The sequence below is a fragment of the Methyloversatilis universalis FAM5 genome (assembly GCF_000214035.2).
Taxonomy (GTDB): Bacteria; Pseudomonadota; Gammaproteobacteria; order Burkholderiales; family Rhodocyclaceae; genus Methyloversatilis; species Methyloversatilis universalis.
The window spans coordinates 502,527-525,725 of record NZ_AFHG01000052.1; the positions used below are offsets into that span (position 1 = coordinate 502,527).

Annotated in this window: 23 protein-coding genes and 1 tRNA gene; all 24 read left to right on the forward strand. The window is 65.6% G+C overall.

Annotated elements, in window-relative coordinates; all coding sequences use genetic code 11:
• Positions 1-14: 14 nt before the first annotated feature.
• The 24 genes from gyrA to pheS all read left to right on the forward strand — a co-directional run bounded on the left by gyrA (position 15) and on the right by pheS (position 23,196).
• Positions 15-2,633, forward strand: coding sequence for a DNA gyrase subunit A (gene gyrA / locus METUNV1_RS13245; protein WP_008062597.1), 2,619 nt, complete (start codon positions 15-17; stop codon positions 2,631-2,633).
• Positions 2,634-2,640: 7 nt separating this feature from the next.
• Positions 2,641-3,726 carry a 3-phosphoserine/phosphohydroxythreonine transaminase gene (serC, locus tag METUNV1_RS13250; RefSeq protein WP_008062598.1) on the forward strand — a complete coding sequence of 362 codons (1,086 nt, stop codon included), beginning with the start codon at positions 2,641-2,643 and terminating at the stop codon, positions 3,724-3,726.
• 3 nt (positions 3,727-3,729) lie between these two features.
• On the forward strand, positions 3,730-4,827 hold the full coding sequence (gene pheA / locus METUNV1_RS13255) for a prephenate dehydratase (RefSeq protein WP_008062599.1): 1,098 nt from the start codon (positions 3,730-3,732) through the stop codon (positions 4,825-4,827).
• The gene (hisC, locus tag METUNV1_RS13260; protein ID WP_008062608.1) at positions 4,824-5,921 is read left to right on the forward strand and encodes a histidinol-phosphate transaminase; all 1,098 of its coding nucleotides are present in this window, start codon (positions 4,824-4,826) and stop codon (positions 5,919-5,921) included. Before pheA ends, hisC begins: the two co-directional genes overlap by 4 nt.
• Positions 5,918-6,796, forward strand: coding sequence for a prephenate dehydrogenase (locus tag METUNV1_RS13265; protein ID WP_008062610.1), 879 nt, complete (start codon positions 5,918-5,920; stop codon positions 6,794-6,796). Before hisC ends, METUNV1_RS13265 begins: the two co-directional genes overlap by 4 nt.
• 37 nt (positions 6,797-6,833) lie before the next feature.
• Positions 6,834-8,129: a 3-phosphoshikimate 1-carboxyvinyltransferase gene (aroA, locus tag METUNV1_RS13270; protein WP_008062612.1), complete on the forward strand. Its 1,296-nt coding sequence runs from the start codon at positions 6,834-6,836 to the stop codon at positions 8,127-8,129.
• The gene (cmk, locus tag METUNV1_RS13275; RefSeq protein ID WP_008062614.1) at positions 8,126-8,800 is read left to right on the forward strand and encodes a (d)CMP kinase; all 675 of its coding nucleotides are present in this window, start codon (positions 8,126-8,128) and stop codon (positions 8,798-8,800) included. Before aroA ends, cmk begins: the two co-directional genes overlap by 4 nt.
• A gap of 129 nt (positions 8,801-8,929) precedes the next feature.
• Positions 8,930-10,636, forward strand: a complete 1,707-nt coding sequence (gene rpsA / locus METUNV1_RS13280; protein WP_043359825.1) for a 30S ribosomal protein S1 — start codon at positions 8,930-8,932, stop codon at positions 10,634-10,636.
• 97 nt (positions 10,637-10,733) lie between these two features.
• Entirely contained in the window at positions 10,734-11,039 is a 306-nt protein-coding gene (locus METUNV1_RS13285) for an integration host factor subunit beta (RefSeq protein ID WP_008062617.1), read from the forward strand.
• A 10-nt stretch (positions 11,040-11,049) separates the two neighbouring features.
• Positions 11,050-11,289, forward strand: a complete 240-nt coding sequence (locus METUNV1_RS13290) for a LapA family protein (protein WP_008062619.1) — start codon at positions 11,050-11,052, stop codon at positions 11,287-11,289.
• A gap of 12 nt (positions 11,290-11,301) precedes the next feature.
• A complete protein-coding gene (gene lapB / locus METUNV1_RS13295; RefSeq protein ID WP_008062620.1) occupies positions 11,302-12,477 on the forward strand; it encodes a lipopolysaccharide assembly protein LapB in 1,176 nt (391 codons plus the stop codon).
• 24 nt (positions 12,478-12,501) lie between these two features.
• Complete coding sequence (rfaE1, locus tag METUNV1_RS13300) at positions 12,502-13,452, forward strand: D-glycero-beta-D-manno-heptose-7-phosphate kinase (RefSeq protein WP_008062621.1); 951 nt, start codon at positions 12,502-12,504, stop codon at positions 13,450-13,452.
• A gap of 36 nt (positions 13,453-13,488) precedes the next feature.
• Positions 13,489-14,196 (forward strand): ComEA family DNA-binding protein, encoded by a 708-nt coding sequence (locus METUNV1_RS13305; protein ID WP_008062622.1) that lies wholly within the window; start codon positions 13,489-13,491, stop codon positions 14,194-14,196.
• A gap of 27 nt (positions 14,197-14,223) precedes the next feature.
• Positions 14,224-15,126 (forward strand): cysteine synthase CysM, encoded by a 903-nt coding sequence (gene cysM / locus METUNV1_RS13310; protein WP_008062623.1) that lies wholly within the window; start codon positions 14,224-14,226, stop codon positions 15,124-15,126.
• Complete coding sequence (locus METUNV1_RS13315) at positions 15,110-17,125, forward strand: hypothetical protein (protein ID WP_008062624.1); 2,016 nt, start codon at positions 15,110-15,112, stop codon at positions 17,123-17,125. Before cysM ends, METUNV1_RS13315 begins: the two co-directional genes overlap by 17 nt.
• A 23-nt stretch (positions 17,126-17,148) precedes the next feature.
• Entirely contained in the window at positions 17,149-17,322 is a 174-nt protein-coding gene (locus METUNV1_RS13320) for a hypothetical protein (protein WP_008062627.1), read from the forward strand.
• Complete coding sequence (locus METUNV1_RS13325) at positions 17,319-17,729, forward strand: YdbL family probable chaperone protein (RefSeq protein ID WP_008062628.1); 411 nt, start codon at positions 17,319-17,321, stop codon at positions 17,727-17,729. The genes METUNV1_RS13320 and METUNV1_RS13325 overlap by 4 nt, the downstream gene beginning before the upstream one ends.
• Positions 17,730-17,764: 35 nt before the next feature.
• The gene (locus METUNV1_RS13330) at positions 17,765-18,556 is read left to right on the forward strand and encodes a 3'-5' exonuclease (RefSeq protein WP_008062630.1); all 792 of its coding nucleotides are present in this window, start codon (positions 17,765-17,767) and stop codon (positions 18,554-18,556) included.
• 65 nt (positions 18,557-18,621) lie between these two features.
• A tRNA-Val gene (locus METUNV1_RS13335) sits at positions 18,622-18,698 on the forward strand.
• Positions 18,699-18,894: 196 nt separating this feature from the next.
• A complete protein-coding gene (gene thrS, locus METUNV1_RS13340) occupies positions 18,895-20,817 on the forward strand; it encodes a threonine--tRNA ligase (RefSeq protein ID WP_008062632.1) in 1,923 nt (640 codons plus the stop codon).
• Positions 20,818-20,836: 19 nt separating this feature from the next.
• Positions 20,837-21,367 carry a translation initiation factor IF-3 gene (gene infC, locus METUNV1_RS13345; RefSeq protein ID WP_081471364.1) on the forward strand — a complete coding sequence of 177 codons (531 nt, stop codon included), beginning with the start codon at positions 20,837-20,839 and terminating at the stop codon, positions 21,365-21,367.
• Between the two features lie 158 nt (positions 21,368-21,525).
• The gene (gene rpmI / locus METUNV1_RS13350) at positions 21,526-21,723 is read left to right on the forward strand and encodes a 50S ribosomal protein L35 (protein WP_008062636.1); all 198 of its coding nucleotides are present in this window, start codon (positions 21,526-21,528) and stop codon (positions 21,721-21,723) included.
• 12 nt (positions 21,724-21,735) lie between these two features.
• The gene (gene rplT / locus METUNV1_RS13355) at positions 21,736-22,095 is read left to right on the forward strand and encodes a 50S ribosomal protein L20 (RefSeq protein ID WP_008062637.1); all 360 of its coding nucleotides are present in this window, start codon (positions 21,736-21,738) and stop codon (positions 22,093-22,095) included.
• Positions 22,096-22,164: 69 nt separating this feature from the next.
• Entirely contained in the window at positions 22,165-23,196 is a 1,032-nt protein-coding gene (gene pheS / locus METUNV1_RS13360) for a phenylalanine--tRNA ligase subunit alpha (RefSeq protein ID WP_008062638.1), read from the forward strand.
• Positions 23,197-23,199 lie beyond the last annotated feature (3 nt).

Consider the following 23,199-nt stretch of genomic DNA (forward strand, 5'->3'; position numbering starts at 1 on the left):
CGTCCTATCCCCCGATGACCACATCTTTTGCCAAGGAAACGCTGCCCATTTCGCTCGAAGACGAGATGCGGCACTCCTACCTTGATTACGCGATGAGCGTGATCGTCGGCCGTGCGCTGCCTGATGTGCGCGACGGCCTGAAGCCGGTGCACAGGCGTGTGCTGTTCGCGATGCACGAGGCGAACATCACCCACAGCCGCCCGTACGTGAAGTGCGCGCGCGTGGTCGGTGACGTGATGGGTAAGTATCACCCGCATGGCGACTCGGCCATTTACGACACGCTGGTGCGGATGGCGCAGGACTTCTCGCTGCGCTACACGCTGATCGACGGCCAGGGCAACTTCGGTTCGGTCGATGGCGACAACGCCGCGGCCATGCGTTACACCGAGTGCCGTCTGGACAAGATCGCGGCGGAGCTGCTGGCCGACATCGACAAGGAAACCGTCGATTTCGGCCCGAACTACGACGGCAAGGAGCAGGAACCGCTGGTGCTGCCCAGCCGCATCCCCAATCTGCTGATCAACGGCAGCGCGGGTATCGCGGTCGGCATGGCCACCAACATTCCGCCGCACAATCTGGCCGAGGTGCTCGACGCCTGCCAGCTGCTGCTGGCCGAGCCGGACACGCCGATCGAGACCCTGATCGACATCGTGCAGGCGCCGGACTTCCCGACCAGCGGTCTCATCTACGGCCTGTCCGGCGTGCGCGAAGGCTATCTGACCGGCCGCGGCCGGGTCGTGATGCGTGCGCGTACCCACTTCGAGGACATCGACCGCGGCAACCGTCAGGCCATCATCGTCGACGAGCTGCCCTATCAGGTGAACAAGAAAACCCTGCTCGAGCGCATCGCCGAGCTGGTGAACGATAAGAAGGTCGAGGGCATTTCCGACATCCGCGACGAGTCCGACAAGTCGGGCATGCGCGTGGTGATCGAGCTGAAGCGCGGCGAAGTGCCTGAAGTCATCCTGAACAACCTCTACAAGCTGACGCAGCTGCAGGACACCTTCGGCATGAATATGGTGGCGCTGGTCGACGGCCGCCCGCGCCTGCTCAACCTGCGCGACATGCTGGGCTGCTTCCTGTCGCACCGGCGCGAAGTGATCACCCGCCGCACCGTGTACGAGCTGCGCAAGGCGCGTGAGCGTGGCCACGTGCTGGAAGGTCTGGCGGTCGCGCTGTCCAACATCGACGAAATCATCGCGCTGATCAAGGCGTCGCCGTCGCGCTCCGAAGCGCAGACCGCGCTGATGGCGAGGGTGTGGACCTCGACGCTGGTCGAACAGATGCTGACCCGCGCCGGTGCCGACGGCTTCCGTCCGGACGGGCTGGACCCGGCTTTCGGGTCCTTCGCCGACGGCTACCGCATGTCGGACGTGCAGGCCAAGGCCATCCTCGACATGCAGCTGGCCCGCCTGACCGGGCTGGAGCAGGAAAAGATCACCGCCGAGTACCGGGAAGTGATCGAGCAGATCATCGACCTGCTCGACATCCTGGCGCGCCCGGAGCGGATCAACCAGATCATTTCCGACGAAATGCGCCAGATCCGCGAGCAGTTCGGCGACGCGCGCAAGTCGGAAATCATCGTGCACACCCAGGACCTCGGCATCGAGGATCTGATCGCCCAGCAGGACATGGTGGTCACGCTGTCGCACGGCGGCTACTTCAAGCGTCAGCCGCTGGCCGACTACCGCTCGCAGAAGCGCGGCGGCCGTGGCAAGCAGGCGGCGGCGGTGAAGGACGACGACTTCGTCGACCAGCTGTTCGTCGCCAACACCCACGACTACATCCTGTGCTTCTCGAACCGCGGCCGCGTCTACTGGCTCAAGGTCTATGAAGTGCCGGAAGGTTCGCGCAACTCGCGCGGCAAGCCCATCGTGAATCTGTTCCCGCTGCTCGACGGCGAGAAGATCACCGCGGTGCTGCCGGTGAAGGAGTTCGACGAGAACCACTACATTTTCATGGCCACCGGTCGCGGCACGGTCAAGAAGACGCCGCTCACCGACTTCAGCAATCCGCGCAAGGCCGGCATCATCGCGGTCGATCTGGACGAAGGCGACGCGCTGATCGGCGTGGCGATCACCGATGGCTCGGACGACATCATGCTGTTCTCCGACGCCGGCAAGGCGGTGCGCTTCGCCGAGGCGGACGTGCGGCCGATGGGCCGTACCGCCCGCGGCGTGCGCGGCATGATGCTGGAAGACGGCCAGAGCGTGATCTGCATGCTGGTGTCGAAGAACGACGAACTGAGCGTGCTGACCGCGACCGAGAACGGCTTCGGCAAGCGCACCCGTGTGACCGAGTATCCGAAGCACGGCCGCGGCACCAAGGGCGTGATCGCCATCCAGACCAGCGAGCGCAATGGCGGCGTGGTGGGCGCGGTGCTGGTGGAAACCACCGACGAAATCATGCTCATTTCGACCGGCGGCGTGCTCATCCGTACCCGCGTCGCGGACATCCGCGAAATGGGCCGGTCCACCCAGGGCGTGACGCTGATCAATCTCGATGACGGTACCCGTCTGGCCGGCCTGGAAAAGGTGATCGAGAGCGACAGCGAGCAGGACCTCGAGCAGGATGGCGAGCAGGACGCCAGCGGCGATGTCGATGCCGGGGGCGAGGACGGCGGCGAGGCATAAGCAGCCCATGGGCGAGCGCGCGTACAACTTCGGAGCCGGTCCGGCCATGATGCCGGACGCGGTGATCGAGCGTGTCGCGCGCGAGTGGCAGGACTTCCGCGGCGAAGGCTACTCGGCGATGGAACTCGGCCACCGGAGCGAGCATTTCGCCGACATCCTCGCGCGTGCCAAGGCGGACCTGCGCGCGCTGCTGGATGTGCCGGAGTCGCACCACATCCTGTTCCTGCACGGCGGGGCGACGCCTCACTTTGCGATGGTGCCGCTCAATCTGGCACAGCCGGGCGAGAGCGCGGACTACATCCACACCGGCTACTGGTCTGACAAGGCCATGGCCGAAGCGAGCGCGCTGGTGAATGTGCGCATCGCCGCCAGCGCAGCCGACAGCGAATTCGACCGCGTTCCGGACCGCGCCGGCTGGCAGCTCGATCCGGCCGCGGCCTATGTGCACATCTGCAGCAACGAAACGATAGGCGGGGTCGAGTACGACGGTGATCCGGATACCGGCAACGTGCCGCTGGTGGCCGACATGTCGTCCAACATCCTGTCACGACCGATCGACGTGGCGCGCTACGGCCTGATCTACGCCGGCGCGCAGAAGAACATCGGCCCGGCCGGTCTGGCCATCGTCATCGTGCGCGACGACCTGCTGGAGCGGGTGCGTGCGGGCGTGCCGTCGGTCATGAAGTACGCGCGGCATGTCGAATGGGATTCGATGTACAACACGCCGGCGGCGTTTGCGATCTGGGTGGCCGGCCTGGTGTTCGAGCATGTCCGCAAGGCGGGCGGCGTGACGGAGATGGCCCGCATCAGCGTGGAGAAGGCGCAGAAGATCTACGCCGCCATCGACGCCTCCTCGCTCTACATCAACCGCATACAGCCGGCGTCGCGCTCGCGCATGAACGTGCCTTTCTTCCTGCGCGAACCGCGCCTGGAACAGCGCTTCCTCGATGGCGCGCGTCGGCGCGGACTGCTGAACCTGAAAGGCCACCGTGCCACCGGCGGCATGCGTGCCTCGCTGTACAACGCGATGCCGCTGGCTGGCGCCCAGGCACTGGCCGACTACATGACTGAATTTGAACGCAAGAACGGTTGAACGATGGCCACCGACCCGAGCCCGAACGACGAACTTCTGAAACTGCGCGACGCCATCGATGCGATCGACACGCAGGTGCTGCAGCTCATTTCCGAGCGTGCGCGCCATGCCCACCGGATCGGCGAGATCAAGCAGGGCAACATCTATCGCCCGGAGCGCGAAGCCCAGGTGCTGCGTCGCCTTGCCGACGACAATCCGGGGCCGCTGCCGCCGCAGGCGGTGAAGACGGTGTTCCGCGAAATCATGTCGGCCTGTCTGGCGCTGGAACAGCCGCTGACCGTGGCTTTCCTCGGTCCTGTGGGCACCTTTTCGGAAAGCGCCGCCCGTCGCCATTTCGGCGCCGCGCCCACCTTCCAGCCGATGGCTACGATAGATGACGTGTTCCGCGCGGTGGAATCGGGCAACGCGTCCTACGGCGTGGTGCCGGTCGAGAACTCGACCGAGGGCGCGGTCGGTCGCACGCTGGACATGCTGCTCAGCACGACGCAGATGCTGTGTGGCGAGGTGATGCTGCGGGTCGAGCAGAACCTGATGACGCGCGATACGCCGCTGAACGAAATCCGCTGCGTCTACTCCCATGCGCAGTCGCTCGCGCAGTGCCACGAGTGGCTGAACCGGAATCTCCCGGGCGTACCGGTGGTGGCCGTCGCCAGCAATGCCGAAGCGGCCATCCGTGCGTCGGAAGAGGAGCGTGCCGCGGCGATCGCCGGTCAGGCCGCCGCCGATGCCTACGGGCTCAAGATTCTGGCTGCCAACATCGAGGACGACCCCGCCAACACCACCCGCTTCCTGGTGCTGGGCGAGCACGACGCCGGCCCGTCCGGCCGCGACAAGACCTCCATCATCTTCACCGTGCAGAACAAGGCCGGGGCAGTGGTGAGCCTGCTGCAGCCGCTGGCGGAAGAAGGGGTGAGCATGACCAAGCTGCAGTCGCGGCCGGTGCGCGGCTTTGGCAGCGGCGGCTGGCAGTACGTGTTCTATGTCGACGTCGAAGGTCACCAGCACGATCCGGCCGTGGCGCGTGCGCTGTCGCGCATCCGCGCGGAGGCCGGTTCGCTGAAGGTACTCGGCTCCTATCCCGTGTCGGTGAACAATTCATGAGCGTGTTCGACAGCGCTGCGGCGCATATCCGTTCCATTTCCCCCTACCAGCCGGGCAAGCCGATCTCAGAGCTTGCGCGCGAAATGGGGCTTGAAGAGGCGGGCATCGTCAAACTGGCGTCCAACGAGAATCCGCTCGGCATGAGCGAGCGGGCGAAGGCGGCGGCGCTGGCGGCGATCACTGAAGTGCCGCGCTATCCGGACGGCAACGGCTTCGAACTGAAGCAGGCGGTGTCGCGTCACCACGATCTGGGCATGAACCAGATCGTGCTCGGCAACGGTTCCAACGACGTGCTGGAAATGGTCGCCCGTGCGCTGCTCGGCCCGGGCCGCAGCGCGGTGTATTCGAAGCACGCCTTCGCGGTGTATCCGCTGGCGACGCTGGCGGCCGGTGCCACCGGCATCGAGGTGCCGGCCCGTGATTTCGGCTGCGATCTGGATGCGATGCGCGCAGCCATCCGCGACGACACGCGGGTGGTGTTCATCGCCAACCCGAACAATCCGACCGGCACCTTCATCGAAGCCGGTCCGCTCGAGCGCTTCATCGCTTCGGTGCCGCAGGACGTGCTGGTGGTGCTGGACGAGGCCTACAGCGAATACCTTCCGGCCGCGCTGGCCTATGACAGCGCGCGCTGGCTGGCGCGCTACCCGAACCTGCTGGTGTCGCGCACCTTCTCGAAGGCCTACGGTCTGGCCGGTCTGCGGGTCGGCTATGGCATCGGCCAGCCGGACGTGATCGACCTGCTGAACCGCGTGCGCCAGCCCTTCAACGTGACCAATGTCGGTCTGGCCGCGGCAGTGGCGGCGCTGGCCGATCAGGACTTCGTCCGCCGCTCGGCCGAACTGAACGCGGCCGGACTGAAGCAGCTGTCCGCCTTCTTCGACGGCGCCGGCATCGGCTACATCCGCTCCTACGCCAACTTCATCGCCTTCCGTGCCGGTGACGGCGCGGGAGTGAACCAGCGACTGCTGCAGCAGGGCGTCATCGTGCGTCCGATCGCCGGCTATGCGATGCCGGAGTGGCTGCGCGTATCGGTCGGGCTGGAATCCGAGAACGCCCGCTTCATCGACGCGTTGCAGAAGGCGCTGGCGTGAGCGCACCGCTGATCGGACGCCTGGTCGTCGTCGGTGTCGGCCTGATCGGCGGCTCGTTCGCCGCGGCGCTGCGCCGTGCCGGGCAGGTCGGTGAGGTGGTTGGTGTCGGTCGCAGCAGCGACAGCAAGCGTGAAGCGCTCGAGCTGGGCCTGATAGATCGGGCGGAATCGGACTGGGCGGCCGCGCTGGACGGCGCCGATCTGGTCATGTTGGCCATGCCGGTGGGCCAAATGGATGCGGTGATGGCCGGCATGCTGCCGCATCTGCCCGCGCATACCGTGGTGACCGATGCTGGCAGCACCAAGGGCGACGTGGTGGCCGCGGCCCGCAAATGCTTCGGCGCACGCATCGGCCAGTTCGTGCCCGGGCATCCGATTGCCGGCGCCGAGAAGAGCGGGCCGTCTGCCGCCCGCGCCGATCTGTACGAAAAGCGCCGGGTCGTGCTGACGCCGCTGGCCGAGAATGCGTCCGTCGCAGTCGATCTCGTGCGGCAGGCGTGGCGGGTGTGCGGTGCGCTGATCAGTGAAACAACGCCCGAACATCACGACCGCTGGCTGGCTTCGGTCAGCCACCTGCCTCATCTGCTGTCCTTCGCACTGGTATCGGAACTGGCCGAGCGGCCGAACGCGGAGGAAATCTTCAATCTCGCCGGTGGCGGCTTCCGCGATTTCACCCGCATTGCCGCCAGTCACCCCGAAATGTGGCGCGACATTTTCTTCGCCAACCGAGAAGCGCTGCTGGCCGAGCTGTCCGCCTACGAGGCGGAACTGGCGTATTACCGGGAACTGATCGAATCCGGCGACGCCGCCGACCTTGAAGCGCGCATCGGCAGCGCGCGGGCCGCCCGTACCGCCTGGGCAGAACGCCAGGGCTGAACCTCTTCCGGGGCCGGACCGGCCCCGCTTACGCACGATGAAAACCGAATTCCTCGATCTTCCTCCGGTCAGCACCGCACGCGGCACGCTGCGGCTGCCGGGCTCCAAGAGCATTTCCAACCGTGCGCTGCTGCTGGCTGCGCTGGCCGAAGGCGACACGCTGCTGCACGATCTGCTGTCGTCGGATGATGTGGACCGCATGCTGGACGCGCTGCGCACGCTGTCGGTGGACTGGCAGCACGCCGGGGGCGACGACTATCGCGTCCGCGGCACCGGTGGTCACTTCCCGGTGCGCAAGGCGGACCTCTTCCTCGGCAACGCAGGCACCGCCTTCCGCCCGCTGACCGCGGTGCTGGCGCTGATGGGCGGCGAATACCGTCTGCACGGCGTGCCACGCATGCACGAGCGCCCGATCGGCGATCTGGTCGACGCGCTGCGCCAGGTCGGTGCGCGCATCGATTACGAAGGCAATGAGGGCTATCCGCCGCTGCGCATCCATGCGGCCCGGCTCAACGACGCGGCGGTGGTGCGGGTGCGCGGTGACGTATCCAGCCAGTTCCTGACCGGTCTGCTGATGGCGCTGCCGCTGACCGGCCGTGCGGTGCGCATCGAGGTCGAGGGCGAACTGATTTCCAAGCCCTATGTAGACATCACGCTGGCGCTGATGCGCCAGTTCGGCGTAGCTGCCGAGCGCCAGGGCTGGCAGGCGATCGAGCTGCCGGCCAACGCGCGCTATGTGTCGCCCGGTGACTGCTATGTCGAGGGCGACGCGTCGTCGGCCTCGTATTTTCTGGCTGCCGGCGCGATCGGTGGCGGTCCGGTGCGGGTCGAAGGCGTGGGCCGTGACTCGGTGCAGGGCGATGTGGCCTTCGCCCAGGCGCTGGAGCAGCTGGGGGCGCGCATCACGATGGGGCCGAACTGGATCGAGGCGCAGGCGCCGGAAAGCGGCCGTTTGTCCGCTTTCGATCTTGATCTGAACCACATCCCGGACGCCGCGATGACGCTGGCCATCTGCGCGCTGTTTGCCGACGGCCCCAGCCGCCTGCGCAATATCGCCAGCTGGCGGGTCAAGGAAACCGACCGCATCAGCGCGATGGCCACCGAACTGCGCAAGCTCGGCGCCATCGTGGAGGAGGGGGCGGATTACCTCGCGATCACGCCGCCGGCCGCGCTGACGCCGCACGCCGCCATCGGCACCTACGACGACCATCGCATGGCCATGTGTTTCTCGCTGGCCACGCTGGGCGGGGTGCCGGTGCGCATCATGGATCCGGGCTGCGTGGCCAAGACCTTCCCGGACTATTTCGCGCGCTGGGCGGAGGTCGCGGCATGAACGGGCAGGGCGGCATTCCGGTCATCGCGATCGACGGGCCGTCGGCGTCGGGCAAAGGTACGGTCGCGGCGCGCGTGGCTGCAGCGCTGGGTTTTCACCTGCTGGACAGTGGTGCGCTCTACCGGCTGACCGCGGTTGCCGCGATCAAGGCCGGCGTCGCGCTCGATGATGAGGCGGCGCTGACGCAGATCGCGGCCGGGCTCGACGTGCGTTTCGCCGATGGCGCCACCTGGCTGGCCGGCGAGGAGGTGTCCGACGCGATGCGCAGCGAGGCGGCATCGGTCGGTGCGTCGAAAGTGGCGGTGTTCGGCGGTGTGCGTGCCGCGCTGCTCGGGCGCCAGCGCGCCTTCCGGCAGGCGCCGGGTCTGGTCGGTGATGGCCGGGACATGGGCTCGGTGGTGTTTCCGGATGCCGCGCTCAAGGTGTTCCTGACCGCCAGCGTCGAGATCCGCGCCGAGCGCCGCTATAAGCAGTTGATCGAAAAAGGTGTTTCTGCTAATCTGGAAAGTCTTTCGCAGGATTTGCGGGAGCGGGACGAGCGAGACCGCAACCGGGCCCATGCACCGCTGGTGCAGTTGCCGGATGCCTTGCTGCTCGACACCAGCTCGATGAGCGCAGACGCTGCCGTCCGCTTTGTGCTCGACGCCTGGCGCGAAAGAAACCCGCAGTGATGTCGTGAGTGGCCGGTTTTCCGGCGTGTAAGAGGCGGTCGGGGTTCCGGCCGCCAAGGTGCGTGACCGGGCTGTTCCGGTCATGTTGTGTTCATACCTAACCCGTTGCCGCGCAAGCGGCTTTTGCCAATGTCCCAAGTTGCCCAGTCGTCAGACTCCATGGAAAGTTTTGCCGCGCTGTTCGAGGAAAGCCTCACGCGCCAGGAAATGCGCGCCGGTGAAGTCATCACCGCCGAAGTCATGCGCGTGGATCAGAACTTCGTCGTCGTCAATGCCGGCCTGAAGTCGGAAAGCTACATCTCGATCGACGAGTTCCGCACCGATCGCGGTGAACTGACGGTCGCCCCCGGCGATTACGTCAGCGTCGCCATCGAAATGCTCGAAGACGGTTACGGTGAAACCCGTCTGTCCCGCGACAAGGCCAAGCGCATCGCCGCATGGAACGAACTGGAAAAGGCACTGGGCGACGGCTCCATCGTCAAGGGTCTGGTGTCGGGCAAGGTCAAGGGTGGCCTGACCGTCATGACCAACGGCATCCGTGCCTTCCTGCCGGGTTCGCTGGTCGACCTGCGTCCGGTCAAGGACACCACGCCGTACGAAGGCAAGGAATTCGAATTCAAGGTCATCAAGCTCGACCGCAAGCGCAACAACGTGGTTGTGTCGCGTCGCGCCGTGCTCGAACTGACCGCCGGTGAAGAGCGCGAAAAGCTGCTCGAAACCCTGAAGGAAGGCACCGTCGTCAAGGGTATCGTCAAGAACATCACCGACTACGGCGCATTCGTCGACCTCGGTGGCATCGACGGCCTGCTGCACATCACCGACCTGGCCTGGCGCCGTGTCCGTCACCCGTCGGAAGTGCTGGCGGTGGGCGACGAGGTCGAAGCCAAGGTGCTCAAGTTCGACGCCGAGAAGAACCGCGTGTCGCTGGGCCTCAAGCAGCTGGGCGAAGATCCGTGGGTGGGCATCTCGCGCCGCTACCCGCAGGGCACCCGCCTGTTCGGCAAGGTGACCAACCTGACCGATTACGGCGCATTCGTCGAGATCGAACAGGGCATCGAAGGCCTGGTCCACGTGTCCGAAATGGACTGGACCAACAAGAACATCCACCCGACCAAGGTTGTCCAGCTGGGCGACGAGGTCGAAGTGATGATTCTGGAAATCGACGAAGACCGTCGCCGGATTTCGCTGGGCATGAAGCAGTGCATGCCGAATCCGTGGGAAGACTTCTCGATGAACCACAAGAAGGGCGACAAGGTCCGTGGTCAGATCAAGTCGATCACCGACTTCGGCGTGTTCATCGGCCTGACCGGCGCCATCGACGGTCTGGTCCACCTGTCCGATCTGTCGTGGTCGCTGGCCGGCGAAGAAGCCGTTCGCAACTACAAGAAGGGCGACGAAGTGGAAGCCGTCGTGCTGTCGATCGATGTCGAGCGAGAGCGCATCTCGCTGGGCGTCAAGCAGCTGGATGGGGACCCCTTCACCAATTTCATCGCGACCCACGACAAGAACAGCGTCGTGCGTGGCACCGTGAAGACGGTGGATGCCAAGGGCGCCGTGATCGCGCTGAACGAGGATGTCGAAGGTTATCTGCGCGCCTCGGAAGCTTCGCGTGACCGCGTCGAAGACTTGACCACCATCCTCAACGTCGGCGACGAAGTCGAGGCGATGATCGTCAATCTGGACCGCAAGACCCGTTCGATCACGCTGTCGGTGCGTGCGAAGGATCAGGCTGAACAGAACGACGCCATCCAGAAGATCCAGGCCGAAGGCACTTCGGCCAGCAGCGGCACCACCAACCTGGGCGCACTGCTGAAGGCGAAGCTGAAGAACTCCTGATCGTTTAGACGATCCGGAGTCGAACGGACAACGCCGCCTCCGGGCGGCGTTGTCTTGTGTTCCTCCGGCAAGCACGCTCCTGTTCATCTGGACCGACATGACCAAATCCGAACTGATTGCCCGGCTGGCGACCCGCTTCCCGCAACTGGTCGCGAAGGACGCTGACTACGCGGTGAAGATGATCCTCGATGAAATGACCGAGGCGCTGGTGCGGGGCGACCGCATCGAAATCCGCGGTTTCGGCAGTTTTTCGCTGAATCACCGCCCGCCGCGCGTGGGTCGCAACCCGAAATCGGGCGAGAAGGTGATGGTGCCCGAGAAGCGGGTGCCGCATTTCAAGGCAGGCAAGGAATTGCGCGAACGCGTGGACAACGCGGTCGGCACCCCTGTGCAGGCCGCCTGAGAACGCCGGCATGGCGATCCTCAAATGGCTGCTGCGCATCGTCGTCTTCCTGCTGCTGCTCGGCCTGGCCGCGCGCAACAGCGATCCGGTGACGGTGCGTTTCTTCTTCGGACAGGCATGGCAGGTCGAACTGTCGCTCGTCCTGTTCATCCTCTTCCTGGTCGGTGCCGTGCTGGGCGCCTTCGCCGGATGGTCGCTCGCGACGGCTCGCGCGACCCCGCGCGAAGAGCGGTCGGCGCAGCCCGACTGAGTCCGCATCTCCATGGAAATCGAACTCTGGTGGCTGCTGGCCCTGCCGCTGTTCTTCGGTCTGGGCTGGCTGGCCGCGCGCATCGACATCCGTCATCTGGTGCGTGAGTCGCGCTCGCTGCCGCGCTCCTATTTCGCCGGTCTGAATTTCCTGCTGAACGAACAGCCGGACCGCGCCATCGATTCCTTCATCGAAGCGACCAGCAAGGATCCGCAGACCGCTGAGCTGCAGTTCGCGCTGGGCAATCTGTTCCGCCGTCGTGGTGAAACCGATCGCGCGATCCAGATCCACCAGGCGCTGGCCGCGCGCGAGGACGTGCGCCCGGAACAGCGACTCGCCGCGCGGCTGGAACTGGGCCTGGATTTCCTGAAAGCCGGTCTGCTGGACCGTGCCGAGGACGTGTTCATCAGCCTGCGCGGCAGCGCGCTCGACACTGATGCGCTGCATCATCTGCTGGACATCTACCAGCAGGAGAAGGAGTGGCTGAAGGCCATCGACATCGCCCGCGCGCTGCCTGAAACCGAATCCCATCGCGCCCAGAAGGACATCGCCCAGTTCCTGTGCGAACTGGCCACACAGGCGCTGGCCCAGTCCCGCCTGGCCGACGCCCGCACGCAGCTGGAAGAGGCACTCAGCACCCACCGCAAGTGTGTGCGCGCCCTGATGCTGCTGGGCGATGCCGCCGCCGCCGACCAGAAGTGGGAGGAGGCGATCGAGCACTGGCAGCGCATCGAGCAGCAGAACCCGGTCTATCTGGCCCTGGTCGCCGCCCGCCTTGCGGACGCCTACCGTCGCTTGGGACGCGAGCGGCAGGGCATTACGCTGCTGAAAAGCTATCTGGAGCGCCACGCCTCGCTGGATCTGCTGGACGTGGTGTTCAAGGAAGAGCTGGACGCCGAAGGCCCCTCCGGCGCGCTGACCCTGGTGCGTGAAGAGCTGCGCCGCAATCCGACGCTGCTCGGACTCGACAAGCTGCTGGAGGCGCAGATGCAGACGCTGCCGCCGGAAGCGCGCACCGATTCCGACCTGATGAAGAACATCATCCACGCCCACACGCGGCGCGTGGCGCGTTACCGTTGCGACAGCTGCGGCTTCAAGGCCCGCCAGTTCCACTGGCGCTGCCCGGCCTGCGGCGGCTGGGAAACCTATCCGCCCAAGCGTACCGAAGAGTTCGATCTCACGCCCTGATCACCCACTGAGCACGCCCCGAGCATGAGCCTGACGCTTCCCGATACCCGCGCCGCGCGCATCCTGGTTGCTGGCGACGTGATGCTGGACCGCTACTGGTTCGGCGACGTGCAGCGCATTTCGCCCGAGGCGCCGGTGCCGGTGGTGAAGGTCGACCGGGTGGAGGAACGCCCGGGCGGCGCGGCCAATGTGGCGCGCAACTGTGCTGCACTCGGTGCGCAGGTGAGCCTGCTGTCGGTGGTCGGCGCCGACGACGCCGGTCGCACGCTGCGCGCCCAGATGCAGGGCGCCGGCATTGCCGCCAGCCTGCACGAGGATGCCCAGCTCGACACCACGATCAAGCTCCGCGTGATCGGGCGCCAGCAGCAGCTGCTGCGCATCGATTTCGAAAGCGCACCGGCACGCGAGGTGCTGTGCGCCAAGCTCGACGAGTTCGCGCGACGGGTGAAGGATGCAGACATCGTCATCCTGTCCGACTATGGCAAGGGTGCGCTGGCCGACATCCGCGACATGATGGATATCGCGCGCGCTGCCGGAAAGCCGGTGCTGGTCGACCCCAAGGGCGACGACTACACCCGCTACGCCGGCGCCACGCTGCTCAAGCCCAACCGCAGCGAGCTGCGCGAAGTGGTGGGCAGCTGGGCCGACGACGACGACCTCGCACGCCGTGCGCACGCGCTGCGCGAACAGCTCGATCTGGGCGCGCTGCTGCTCACCCGTTCCGACGCGGGCATGAGTCTGTACGCCGCCGACGGTGTCGTGCACGAGCGCGCGCTCGCGCGCGAGGTGTATGACGTGAGCGGCGCAGGCGACACCGTGATCGCCACGATGGCGGTCATGATGGCCAGCGGCAGTTCCCAGGTCGATGCCATGCGTCTGGCCAACCGCGCGGCCGGCATCGTGGTCGGCAAGCTGGGCACCGCGGTGTGTGCGCTGCATGAGCTGGATGCCGACCTGCGCCACAGCCCTGCCTGAGGGTATCCTTAGTCTGTCATCCTTCCGGGAGAGGTCATGCGCCGTCTGACCTGCATGCTGTTGCTCTGCCTCGTGGCACCGGTGTTCGCCGCGCTGGACCTCAATACCGCCACCGTGGCCGATCTTGATGCACTGCCCGGCGTCGGCCCCAGCCGTGCCCAGGCCATCGTCGATTACCGCTCACAGCACGGGGCCTTCAAGTCGGTTGATGAACTGCGCAACGTGAAGGGCATCGGTGACAAGACCTTCGCCGAACTGAAGCCGCTGCTGTCCGTCGGTGCCGTGGCGTCGTCGGCACCCTCACCTTCGGCGCCCGCCGCTTCATCGACGACCGAGCCCACTGCCGCTCCGGCCGCCACCGGTGGCTTCCCGTGGTGGATGGTCGGGCTGGCGGTGGTGCTTGCCGCCGCGGCTTTCATGTTCATGCGCCGCCACCCTGCGGTCGCTTCGTCCGAGCCACCGGTCGCACCGGTGCCGGAAGCGAAGCCGGCGACTGCACCGCCGCGCCCGGCCAGCAGCGGCCAGACCTCGTCGGCGCCGCCACCGCGACCTGCCGGTGCCGGTTCGTCCGGGGTTTCATCGCATTCAGAGGCGTCTGCGCCGCCGGCACGACCGGCCGGTGCGCCGCCCCGTCCTGCGGGCAGCGCGCCCGCTGCCACGACTGCCGCACCGGCAGCCGATACGTCTTCGTCCGCGCCGCCCAAGCCGGCGGGCGGACCTCCGAAACCGGCCGGCTCGCGCTGAGGCGGCCACACTGGATTCAATGCAGCCATGCACTACAAGACGCTCGAAGATTTCGTCGGCAACACGCCGCTGGTTCGCCTGCAGCGCATTCCCGGGGCGGACAACGACCGCCGCGGCAATGTCATCCTGGCCAAGCTCGAAGGCAACAACCCGGCCGGCTCGGTGAAGGACAGGCCGGCGCTGTCCATGATCCGGCGCGCGGAGGAGCGCGGTGACATCAAGCCGGGCGATACCCTGATCGAGGCGACCAGCGGCAACACCGGCATCGCGCTGGCCATGGTCGCTGCGATGCGTGGCTACAAGATGATTCTGGTGATGCCCGAGAACCAGAGCGTCGAGCGCCGCCAGAGCATGGCGGCCTATGGCGCCGAACTGGTGCTGACCGCCAAGGAAGGCAGCATGGAGCTGGCGCGCGACACCGCGGAAAAGCTGCGCGACGAAGGCCGCGGCATCATCCTCGATCAGTTCGCGAACAGCGACAATCCGCGCGCCCACATCGAAGGCACCGGACCGGAAATCTGGCGTGACACCGCGGGGCGCGTCACCCATTTCGTTAGTTCGATGGGCACCACCGGCACCATCATCGGCACGTCGACCTATCTCAAGTCGCAGAATCCGGACATCCAGATCATCGGCTGCCAGCCGGAAGAGGGGGCGCAGATCCCCGGCATACGCAAATGGCCGGAAGCCTACCTGCCGAAGATCTACGACCGCACCCGCGTCGATCGCCTGGAATACGTCGGCCAGCACGACGCCGAAGAAATGACCCGCCGTCTGGCACGGGAAGAAGGCATCTGCGCCGGCATCAGCTCCGGCGGGGCGATGGTGGTCGCGCTGCGCATTGCGGCCGAGGTCGAGAACGCGACCATCGTGAGCATCGTGTGCGATCGCGGCGACCGCTACCTTTCGACGGGTGTGTTCCCTTCCTGAGCGCCTGCGTGGCGTCGTCCTCGCGCTGACGCTGGCGGCCTCCGCCGCGTCGCAGGCCTCACTCGACCTGAGCTTCGACCGCCTGCAGGCACCCGCGCTGACCCTGGAACAGGTCAGCGTGTCGCTGCAGTCCCTCGATCGCGGGCCGGCGCGGCTGCGCATCGCGCAGGCCCGCATTGCTGGACGCGACCTGTCCGATCTGCGGCTCGACTGCGCCGAATTTTCCCTGCATCCCGAAATGCGCTGCCGCGGCGGCGTGCTGCGCGCCCACGGTCATTCGCCGTGGCAGCTGGATTTTTCGCTGACCGGTGCGCAGCGCACCCTGAAGGCTCGCGTGCAGCCGCCGGGCAGCCCGCCGATCGACATCGAAGGCGCGCTCGCGGGCGCGCACCCTCACCTGCGGCTGAACACCCGGGCTGCAGATCTGGTACGCCTGGTGGCCTTGGACCCGGTGCTGCAGAAGGCGGTGGCGGCCTACACGCCGGCCGGCCGCGTCGATATCGATGCGCAGCTGAGCGATTTCGGCGCCGGCCGCTCGATGCGCATCGCCGCGCGTCTCGATCTGCAGGACGCGCGTTTTTCGTCGGCGGACGGTCTGCGCGCGGCCGAGGGCCTGGCGCTCGGCATCGAAATCCGTGCGCGGGCCGATGGCGCCCGCTGGAACGGCGAACTGTCTGCAGACTGGCATGCCGGCGAGCTGCTGTGGGATGCGGTCTATCTGAAGGGCGGCGGGACCGCGCTGGCCAGCCGCTTTGCGCTCGATTCCGGGCAGCTGACGCTGAGCGACGGTGCGCTGGATCTGGCAGAGGTGGGGCGGCTGAGCTTTTTTGCGGACTGGGGCCGGTCCGCAGCCGGTGCGCCGGCGTTGCGCAGCGCCCGGATCGACGGGCAGGCCTTCGACCTCGAGGCGCTGAACGGGCGCTTCATCGCGCCGCTGTCGGCGGTACACGGCTGGCCTGCGCTGGCGCTGTCCGGCCGCGCGGACATGACGCTGTCGGTCGATGCGCAGGGGCCCGAGACCGCGCGGCTGCAGTTGCACGGCGTGGCACTGGCTGACGCGGCGGGCCGCTGGTCCCTGGATCGGGTGGATGCCGATCTGCCCTGGCAGCGCGAACAGCCGACCGCAGCGCGCGCAGCCGTGGCCGGCGCGCACTTCGGGCGCATTCCGCTCGGCCCGTTCGAACTGCGTGCGGTGCTGTCGCCTGACCGGGTATCGATGGAACCGGTGCGCATTCCGGTGCTCGATGCCGGGCTGCGGCTCAACCAGCTCGAATTCGTACAGGACGACGGGCGCTGGCGTGGCGATCTGTCCTTCGATCTGGAGCCGGTGTCGATGCCGGCACTGAGCGAGGCACTCGGGCTGCCGCGCATGGCAGGCAGCTTCGCCGCCAGCGTGCCCGGGGTGCGCTGGCGCGACGGCGTGCTGGCGCTCGACGGCCAGATGCTCATCCGGGTGTTCGACGGCTATGTCGCCGCCACTGGCCTGAAACTGGTCGAACCTTTCGGTGCCACCCCGCGTGTGCTTGCCGACCTGCAGATGCGTTACATCGATCTGGAAGCGCTGACCGACACGGTGAAATTCGGACGGGTGACCGGCCGGCTGGACGGCGACGTGACCGGGCTGGAACTGCTGCGCTGGCGGCCGGTGGCTTTCGACGCACGCATAAGATCGAGTGAAGGCGACTACCCTCGCGTCATCAGCCAGCGCGCAGTGCAGAACATCACCGCGCTGGGCGGCCCCGGTGCAGCCGCGGCGATACAGCGCAGCTTTCTCGGTTTTTTCGAGCGCTTCGGCTACCGTCGCATCGGGCTGAGCTGCGTGCTGCGCGATGGCGTGTGCGACATGGATGGACTGGACCACAAGGGCGGGGGCTTCGTACTGATCGAGGGCGGCGGCGTCCCGGCGCTGAGCGTGGTTGGCTACAATCGGCGCGTTGATTGGCCCGAACTGCTGGACAGGCTGTCGCGGGTGACCGGCGCAACACCGGTCGTCAGGTGAGCGGCCGTGAAACGAGGAATGCAATGAACAGAGCGCTGTACGCACTGCTGATCGCGGCCGCGATGCTGTCCGGCTGCGTCACCATCAACATCTATTTCCCGGCTGCCGCAGCCGAGAAGGCGGCTGACCGCATCATCGACGAGGTGTGGCAGCTGAAGAAGGAACAGGGCGCGAAGCCGGAAGGGAAGCAGCCATGAACGCACTGAAGCGCATCGCGCTGCTCGCCGCGCTGGTGGCGTCTGCCGCCTGGGCCCAGGGCAATCTTGAAATCAACACGCCGGCGATCAGCCAGATCAAGTCCGGCATGCAGGCGCGGCACGCGCAGCTCGCGCCGCACTACGCCTCCGGTGCGGTCGGCCTCGGCGCCGATGGCACGGTCGCGCTGCGCGATGCCAGCGCGGTACCGCTGGCGCAACGGCAGGCGGTGCAGGGTCTGGTCGCGCAGGAAAACGCGGATCGCGCCGCGCTCTACCGCGAGATCGCGCGCGCCAACGGTCATCCGGAATGGGAGGCGGACATCCGCAACACTTTCGCCCAGCGCTGGATCGAACGCGCCCAGCCCGGCTGGTATGTCCAGTCGGGCGGCCAGTGGTCACGCAAGTAACTCAACGAACAACACAAGGTCATTCGATATTCCACATGGCTGCCGTACTCGTATTCGACATCGAAAGCATTCCGGACATCGCCGGCATACGCACGCTCAACAATCTGCCGGACGAACTGTCCGACGCCGAAGTGGCGGAATTCGCCTTTCAGCAGCGGCGCGCTGCGGTCGGGCACGATTTCCTGCCGCTGCATCTGCAGCGGGTGGTGGTCATTTCGTGCGCGCTGCGCGACGCGAAGTCGCTGAAAGTGTGGTCGCTGTCCGAGCCGGAGAACAGCGAAGGCCAGATCATCCAGCGCTTCTACGAAGGCATCGAGAAACTTACGCCGCAGATCGTGTCGTGGAACGGCGCCGGCTTCGATCTGCCGGTGCTGCATTACCGCGGCCTGATCCACGGCGTGACCGCGCCGCGCTACTGGGAGATGGGCGAGGGCGACGGCCCGGACGCGCGCGAGTTCAAGTGGAACAACTACATCAGCCGCTACCACTCGCGCCATCTCGACCTGATGGACCTGCTTGCGCTCTACCAGGGCCGCGGCAACGCGCCGCTCGACGACCTGGCCAAGCTGATCGGTTTCCCGGGCAAGCTGGGCATGGACGGATCGGCGGTATGGGGCGCCTGGCAGCGCGGCGAGATCGCCAGCATCCGCGACTACTGCGAAACCGATGTGCTGAATACCTTCCTGGTGTTCCAGCGCTTCCAGCTGATGCGCGGCGTGCTCGACCGCGCGCAGTACGACGCCGAGATCGCCTTCGTGCGCGAGTGGCTGGCGACCCAGCCTGGCGAGCACTGGAAGGAGTATCTGGCGGCATGGAAAACCGCCTGATCGGGGCTGCTTGAAAAAATGTCTTGAACAGGCGCGAGATTTCGCTATACTTGCGCCCTCTCTTCAGGCGCGTAGCTCAGCTGGTTAGAGCACCACCTTGACATGGTGGGGGTCGTTGGTTCGAGTCCAATCGCGCCTACCAACACACACTGCAGGGCTTGAAAGGCAGCGTTATGACACCGCGAACTCGTTTCACCCCGGTATCGATCACTGCCTGAGGCCTGCAGCCAAAGACGCACGTTCTGACGTGCGCAGACAGAAAAGTGCGGCCAAGGCCGCACTTTTTTTTCGTCCATAGATTCCATTACATCCCCGTTACCGATTTCCGGAGCACCGCCATGGTCAACATCACCCTGCCTGATGGTTCGGTCCGCAGTTTCGAATCCGCCGTGTCGGTGCGCGACGTCGCCGCCTCGATCGGCGCCGGTCTTGCCAAGGCGGCGCTGGCTGGCCGTGTGGACGGCAAGCTGGTCGACACCTCCTTCGTGATCGAGCGCGATGCGCAGCTGGCTATCGTGACCGACAAGGATGCCGGCGGCCTGGACACCATCCGCCACTCGACCGCTCACCTGCTGGCCTACGCGGTGAAGGAGCTGTTCCCGGACGCGCAGGTCACCATCGGTCCGGTGATCGACAACGGCTTCTATTACGACTTCTCGTACAAGCGCCCGTTCACGCCGGAAGATCTGGTGGCGATCGAGCAGCGCATGGCCGAACTGGCGAAGAAGGACATTCCGGTGACCCGTGAGGTGTGGCCGCGCGACAAGGCGGTCGACTTTTTCAAGTCCATCGGCGAGCACTACAAGGCGGAAATCATCGCGTCGATTCCGGCCGATCAGGATGTGTCGCTTTACCGCGAGGGCGATTTCATCGATCTGTGCCGCGGCCCGCACGTGCCGTCCACCGGCAAGCTCAAGGTGTTCAAGCTGATGAAGGTGGCCGGCGCCTACTGGCGCGGTGACGCGAAGAACGAAATGCTCCAGCGCGTCTATGGCACCGCCTGGGCGAAGAAGGACGAGCAGGACGCCTACCTCAACATGCTGGAAGAGGCAGAAAAGCGCGATCACCGCCGGCTGGCCAAGCAGCTCGACCTGTTCCACATGCAGGAAGAGGCGCCGGGCATGGTGTTCTGGCACCCGAAGGGCTGGGTGGTGTGGCAGCAGATCGAGCAGTACATGCGTACTGCGCTCGACCGCGCCGGCTACCGCGAGGTGAAGACGCCGCTGATGATGGACCGCGTGCTTTGGGAGAAATCGGGTCACTGGGAGAACTACCGCGAGAACATGTTCACCACCGAGTCGGAAAAGCGCGACTACGCGGTGAAACCGATGAACTGCCCGGGCCACGTGCAGATCTTCAACAACTCGCTGCATTCCTACCGCGATCTGCCGCTGCGCATCGCCGAATTCGGCTCCTGCCATCGCAACGAGCCGTCCGGTGCGCTGCACGGCCTGATGCGCGTGCGCGGCTTCGTGCAGGACGACGCCCACATCTTCTGCACCGAAGGCCAGATCACGTCGGAGGTGATCGCCTTCAATGAACTGCTGCAGACGGTGTACCGCGATTTCGGCTTCACCGATGTGGCGGTCAAGCTGTCGCTGCGTCCGCCCAAGCGCGCCGGTTCGGACGACGTGTGGGACCGCGCCGAAGCCGGTCTGCGCGATGCGCTGTCGGCGTCCGGCATGCAGTGGGAAGAGCTGCCGGGCGAGGGCGCCTTCTATGGTCCGAAGATCGAGTACCACATCAAGGACGCGATCGGCCGCTCCTGGCAGTGCGGCACGCTGCAGCTCGATTTCGTGCTGCCTGAGCGTCTGCACGCCGAATACGTTGCGGAAGACAACACCCGCCAGCGCCCGGTCATGCTGCATCGCGCAGTGCTCGGTTCGCTCGAGCGCTTCATCGGCATCCTGATCGAGAACCACGCCGGCAACTTCCCGTTGTGGCTGGCGCCGGTGCAGGTGGTGGTGATGAGCATCACGGAAGCACAGGCCGAATACGCGCAAAACGTTGCAAACGCGCTACGCCAAGCCGGTCTCCGGGTCGAATGCGATTTGCGCGGAGAGAAAATAAACTATAAAATCCGCGAACATAGCTTGCAAAAGCTGCCTTACCAGATTGTCGTCGGCGACAAGGAGAAGGCAGCCAACGTGGTGGCCGTGCGTGCCCGCGGCAATATTGACCTCGGGCAGATGTCTCTCAGCGACCTGATTCAGCGTCTGGCTGATGAAATCGCGAGCAGGGGCATCGATCGCACGGCTTGATTTTTTTCGTCTCGGGAGCATGAGCATCAGTCAGCAAAAATCGCAGCGCACCAATTCGGAGATCAACGCACCTGAAATCCGCCTCGTAGGCGACGAAGGTGAGCAGCTCGGAATCATGTCTTCACGCCAGGCATTGGCCATGGCGGAAGAAGCCGGGCTCGATCTGGTCGAAATTGCGCCGCTGGCCAAGCCGCCGGTCTGTCGTCTGATGGATTTCGGCAAGTTCAAGTACCAGGAAGCAAAGCGCGCTGCCGAGGCAAAGTCGAAGCAGAAGCAGATCCAGGTCAAGGAAGTGAAGTTCCGTCCGGGTACGGATGAGGGCGACTACCAGATCAAGCTGCGCAATCTGAACCGCTTCCTGCTGGACGGCGACAAGGCGAAGGTGACGTTGCGCTTCCGCGGTCGCGAAATGGCCCACCAGGAATTCGGCATGCGACTGCTCGAACGCGTGAAGAACGATCTCGAGGCGATCGCGGTGGTCGAGCAGTTCCCGAAGCTGGAAGGCCGTCAGCTCATCATGGTGCTGGCGCCGCAGAAGAAAAAGTCCTGAGACGGACTGAAGGATCTGCCGGGGAAACCCGGCGATGCGCGAAGCTCCGGCTTCGCGTCGCCGGCGTGAAAGCGCCGGCAAAAAAAGTGTTCACGGGTCCGAAAGTGCAGCGATAGGTTCGCCGCCACCTGTGAAGATGACATAAATGGAGTTTTGTCATGCCCAAGATGAAGACCAAGAAGGGCGCTGCAAAGCGCTTCAAGGTCCGGGCGAGCGGCAGCATCAAGCGTTCGCAGGCGTTCAAGCGCCACATCCTTACCAAGAAGACCACCAAGTCGAAGCGTCAGCTTCGCGGTATGACGGCGGTCCACGCCACGGACGACGCACGCGTCCGCAACATGTTGCCCTACGCTTAAGGAGACCCAGAGATGCCGAGAGTCAAGCGTGGTGTAACGGCGCGCGCCCGTCACAAGAAAGTCCTCGATCAGGCCAAGGGTTACCGCGGCCGTCGCAAGAGCGTATATCGCATCGCCAAAGAAGCGGTGATGAAGGCGGGGCAGTATGCCTACCGCGACCGTCGTCAGCGCAAGCGTCAGTTCCGTTCGCTGTGGATCGTGCGTATCAACGCCGCCGCCCGCGAACTGGGCATGACCTATTCGGCCCTGATCAACGGCCTGAACAAGGCTTCGATCCAGGTCGACCGCAAGGTGCTGGCTGACCTCGCCGTGTTCGACAAGGCTGCATTCGCAGCGATTGCGAACCAAGCCAAGGCCAAGCTCGCCGCCTGAGCGTGCAAGACGCAAAAAAAGGAGGCCTGGCCTCCTTTTTTTGTTCCTGAATTCAGTGGGTAGACGTCGATGAGTGATCTGGAAGCCCTTGTTTCGCAAGCTGAATCCGATTTTTCTGCCGCGGCTGACGCCGCTTCGCTCGAACAGGCGAAGGCGCGTTATCTGGGCAAATCCGGAAGCCTGACCGAACAGCTCAAGGGGCTGGGCAAGCTGGACCCCGAGGCGCGCAAGGAAGCGGGCGCCGCCATCAATGTGGTCAAGCAGAAGGTCGAAGCGGCGCTGGAAGCGCGTCGCGAGGCACTGCGTCGCGCGGCGCTGGAGGCGCGGCTGGCGGAAGAGGCGCTCGATGTGACGCTGCCCGGACGCGGTCAGCTGCGGGGTGGTCTGCACCCGGTATCGCGTACGCTGGAACGCATCGAACAGCTCTTCCGCGGCATCGGTTTCGATGTGGCCGACGGCCCGGAAATCGAAACCGACTTCCACAACTTCACCGCACTGAACACGCCGGAGAACCATCCGGCCCGTTCGATGCATGACACCTTCTATCTTGAAGGCGCCAGCGACGTCATGCTGCGCACCCACACCAGCCCGATCCAGGTACGTTACATGCAGGCGCATGTAGCCCGGCACGGCGGTGCCGAGGCGATGCCGGAAATCCGCATCATCGCGCCCGGTCGTGTGTATCGGGTCGATTCCGATGCCACCCATTCGCCGATGTTCCATCAGGTCGAAGGCCTCTGGGTGGGCGAATCGGTCAGCTTCGCCGACCTGAAAGGCGTGGTGAGCGACTTCCTGCATCGTTTCTTCGAAACCGACCAGCTGGACGTGCGTTTCCGCCCGTCCTTCTTCCCCTTCACCGAGCCGTCGGCCGAAATCGACGTCGCCTTCATGAGCGGTCCGCTGGCCGGCCGCTGGCTGGAAATCGCCGGCTGCGGCATGGTGCATCCGAACGTGCTGGGTCACTGCGGCATCGACGCCGAACGCTACACCGGCTTCGCCTTCGGCTTCGGGCCGGACCGCCTGACCATGCTGCGCTACGGCATCAACGACCTGCGCCTGTTCTATGACGGCGACGTGCGCTTCCTGAGCCAGTTCAGCTGAGGG

Coding starts and splice junctions, on each gene's coding strand:
- gyrA (WP_008062597.1), top strand. CDS start 15: ATGACCACATCTTTTGCCAAGGAAACGCTGCCCATTTCGCTCGAAGAC.
- serC (WP_008062598.1), top strand. CDS start 2,641: ATGGGCGAGCGCGCGTACAACTTCGGAGCCGGTCCGGCCATGATGCCG.
- pheA (WP_008062599.1), top strand. CDS start 3,730: ATGGCCACCGACCCGAGCCCGAACGACGAACTTCTGAAACTGCGCGAC.
- hisC (WP_008062608.1), top strand. CDS start 4,824: ATGAGCGTGTTCGACAGCGCTGCGGCGCATATCCGTTCCATTTCCCCC.
- aroA (WP_008062612.1), top strand. CDS start 6,834: ATGAAAACCGAATTCCTCGATCTTCCTCCGGTCAGCACCGCACGCGGC.
- cmk (WP_008062614.1), top strand. CDS start 8,126: ATGAACGGGCAGGGCGGCATTCCGGTCATCGCGATCGACGGGCCGTCG.
- rpsA (WP_043359825.1), top strand. CDS start 8,930: ATGTCCCAAGTTGCCCAGTCGTCAGACTCCATGGAAAGTTTTGCCGCG.
- METUNV1_RS13285 (WP_008062617.1), top strand. CDS start 10,734: ATGACCAAATCCGAACTGATTGCCCGGCTGGCGACCCGCTTCCCGCAA.
- METUNV1_RS13290 (WP_008062619.1), top strand. CDS start 11,050: ATGGCGATCCTCAAATGGCTGCTGCGCATCGTCGTCTTCCTGCTGCTG.
- lapB (WP_008062620.1), top strand. CDS start 11,302: ATGGAAATCGAACTCTGGTGGCTGCTGGCCCTGCCGCTGTTCTTCGGT.
- rfaE1 (WP_008062621.1), top strand. CDS start 12,502: ATGAGCCTGACGCTTCCCGATACCCGCGCCGCGCGCATCCTGGTTGCT.
- METUNV1_RS13305 (WP_008062622.1), top strand. CDS start 13,489: ATGCGCCGTCTGACCTGCATGCTGTTGCTCTGCCTCGTGGCACCGGTG.
- cysM (WP_008062623.1), top strand. CDS start 14,224: ATGCACTACAAGACGCTCGAAGATTTCGTCGGCAACACGCCGCTGGTT.
- METUNV1_RS13320 (WP_008062627.1), top strand. CDS start 17,149: ATGAACAGAGCGCTGTACGCACTGCTGATCGCGGCCGCGATGCTGTCC.
- METUNV1_RS13325 (WP_008062628.1), top strand. CDS start 17,319: ATGAACGCACTGAAGCGCATCGCGCTGCTCGCCGCGCTGGTGGCGTCT.
- METUNV1_RS13330 (WP_008062630.1), top strand. CDS start 17,765: ATGGCTGCCGTACTCGTATTCGACATCGAAAGCATTCCGGACATCGCC.
- thrS (WP_008062632.1), top strand. CDS start 18,895: ATGGTCAACATCACCCTGCCTGATGGTTCGGTCCGCAGTTTCGAATCC.
- infC (WP_081471364.1), top strand. CDS start 20,837: ATGAGCATCAGTCAGCAAAAATCGCAGCGCACCAATTCGGAGATCAAC.
- rpmI (WP_008062636.1), top strand. CDS start 21,526: ATGCCCAAGATGAAGACCAAGAAGGGCGCTGCAAAGCGCTTCAAGGTC.
- rplT (WP_008062637.1), top strand. CDS start 21,736: ATGCCGAGAGTCAAGCGTGGTGTAACGGCGCGCGCCCGTCACAAGAAA.
- pheS (WP_008062638.1), top strand. CDS start 22,165: ATGAGTGATCTGGAAGCCCTTGTTTCGCAAGCTGAATCCGATTTTTCT.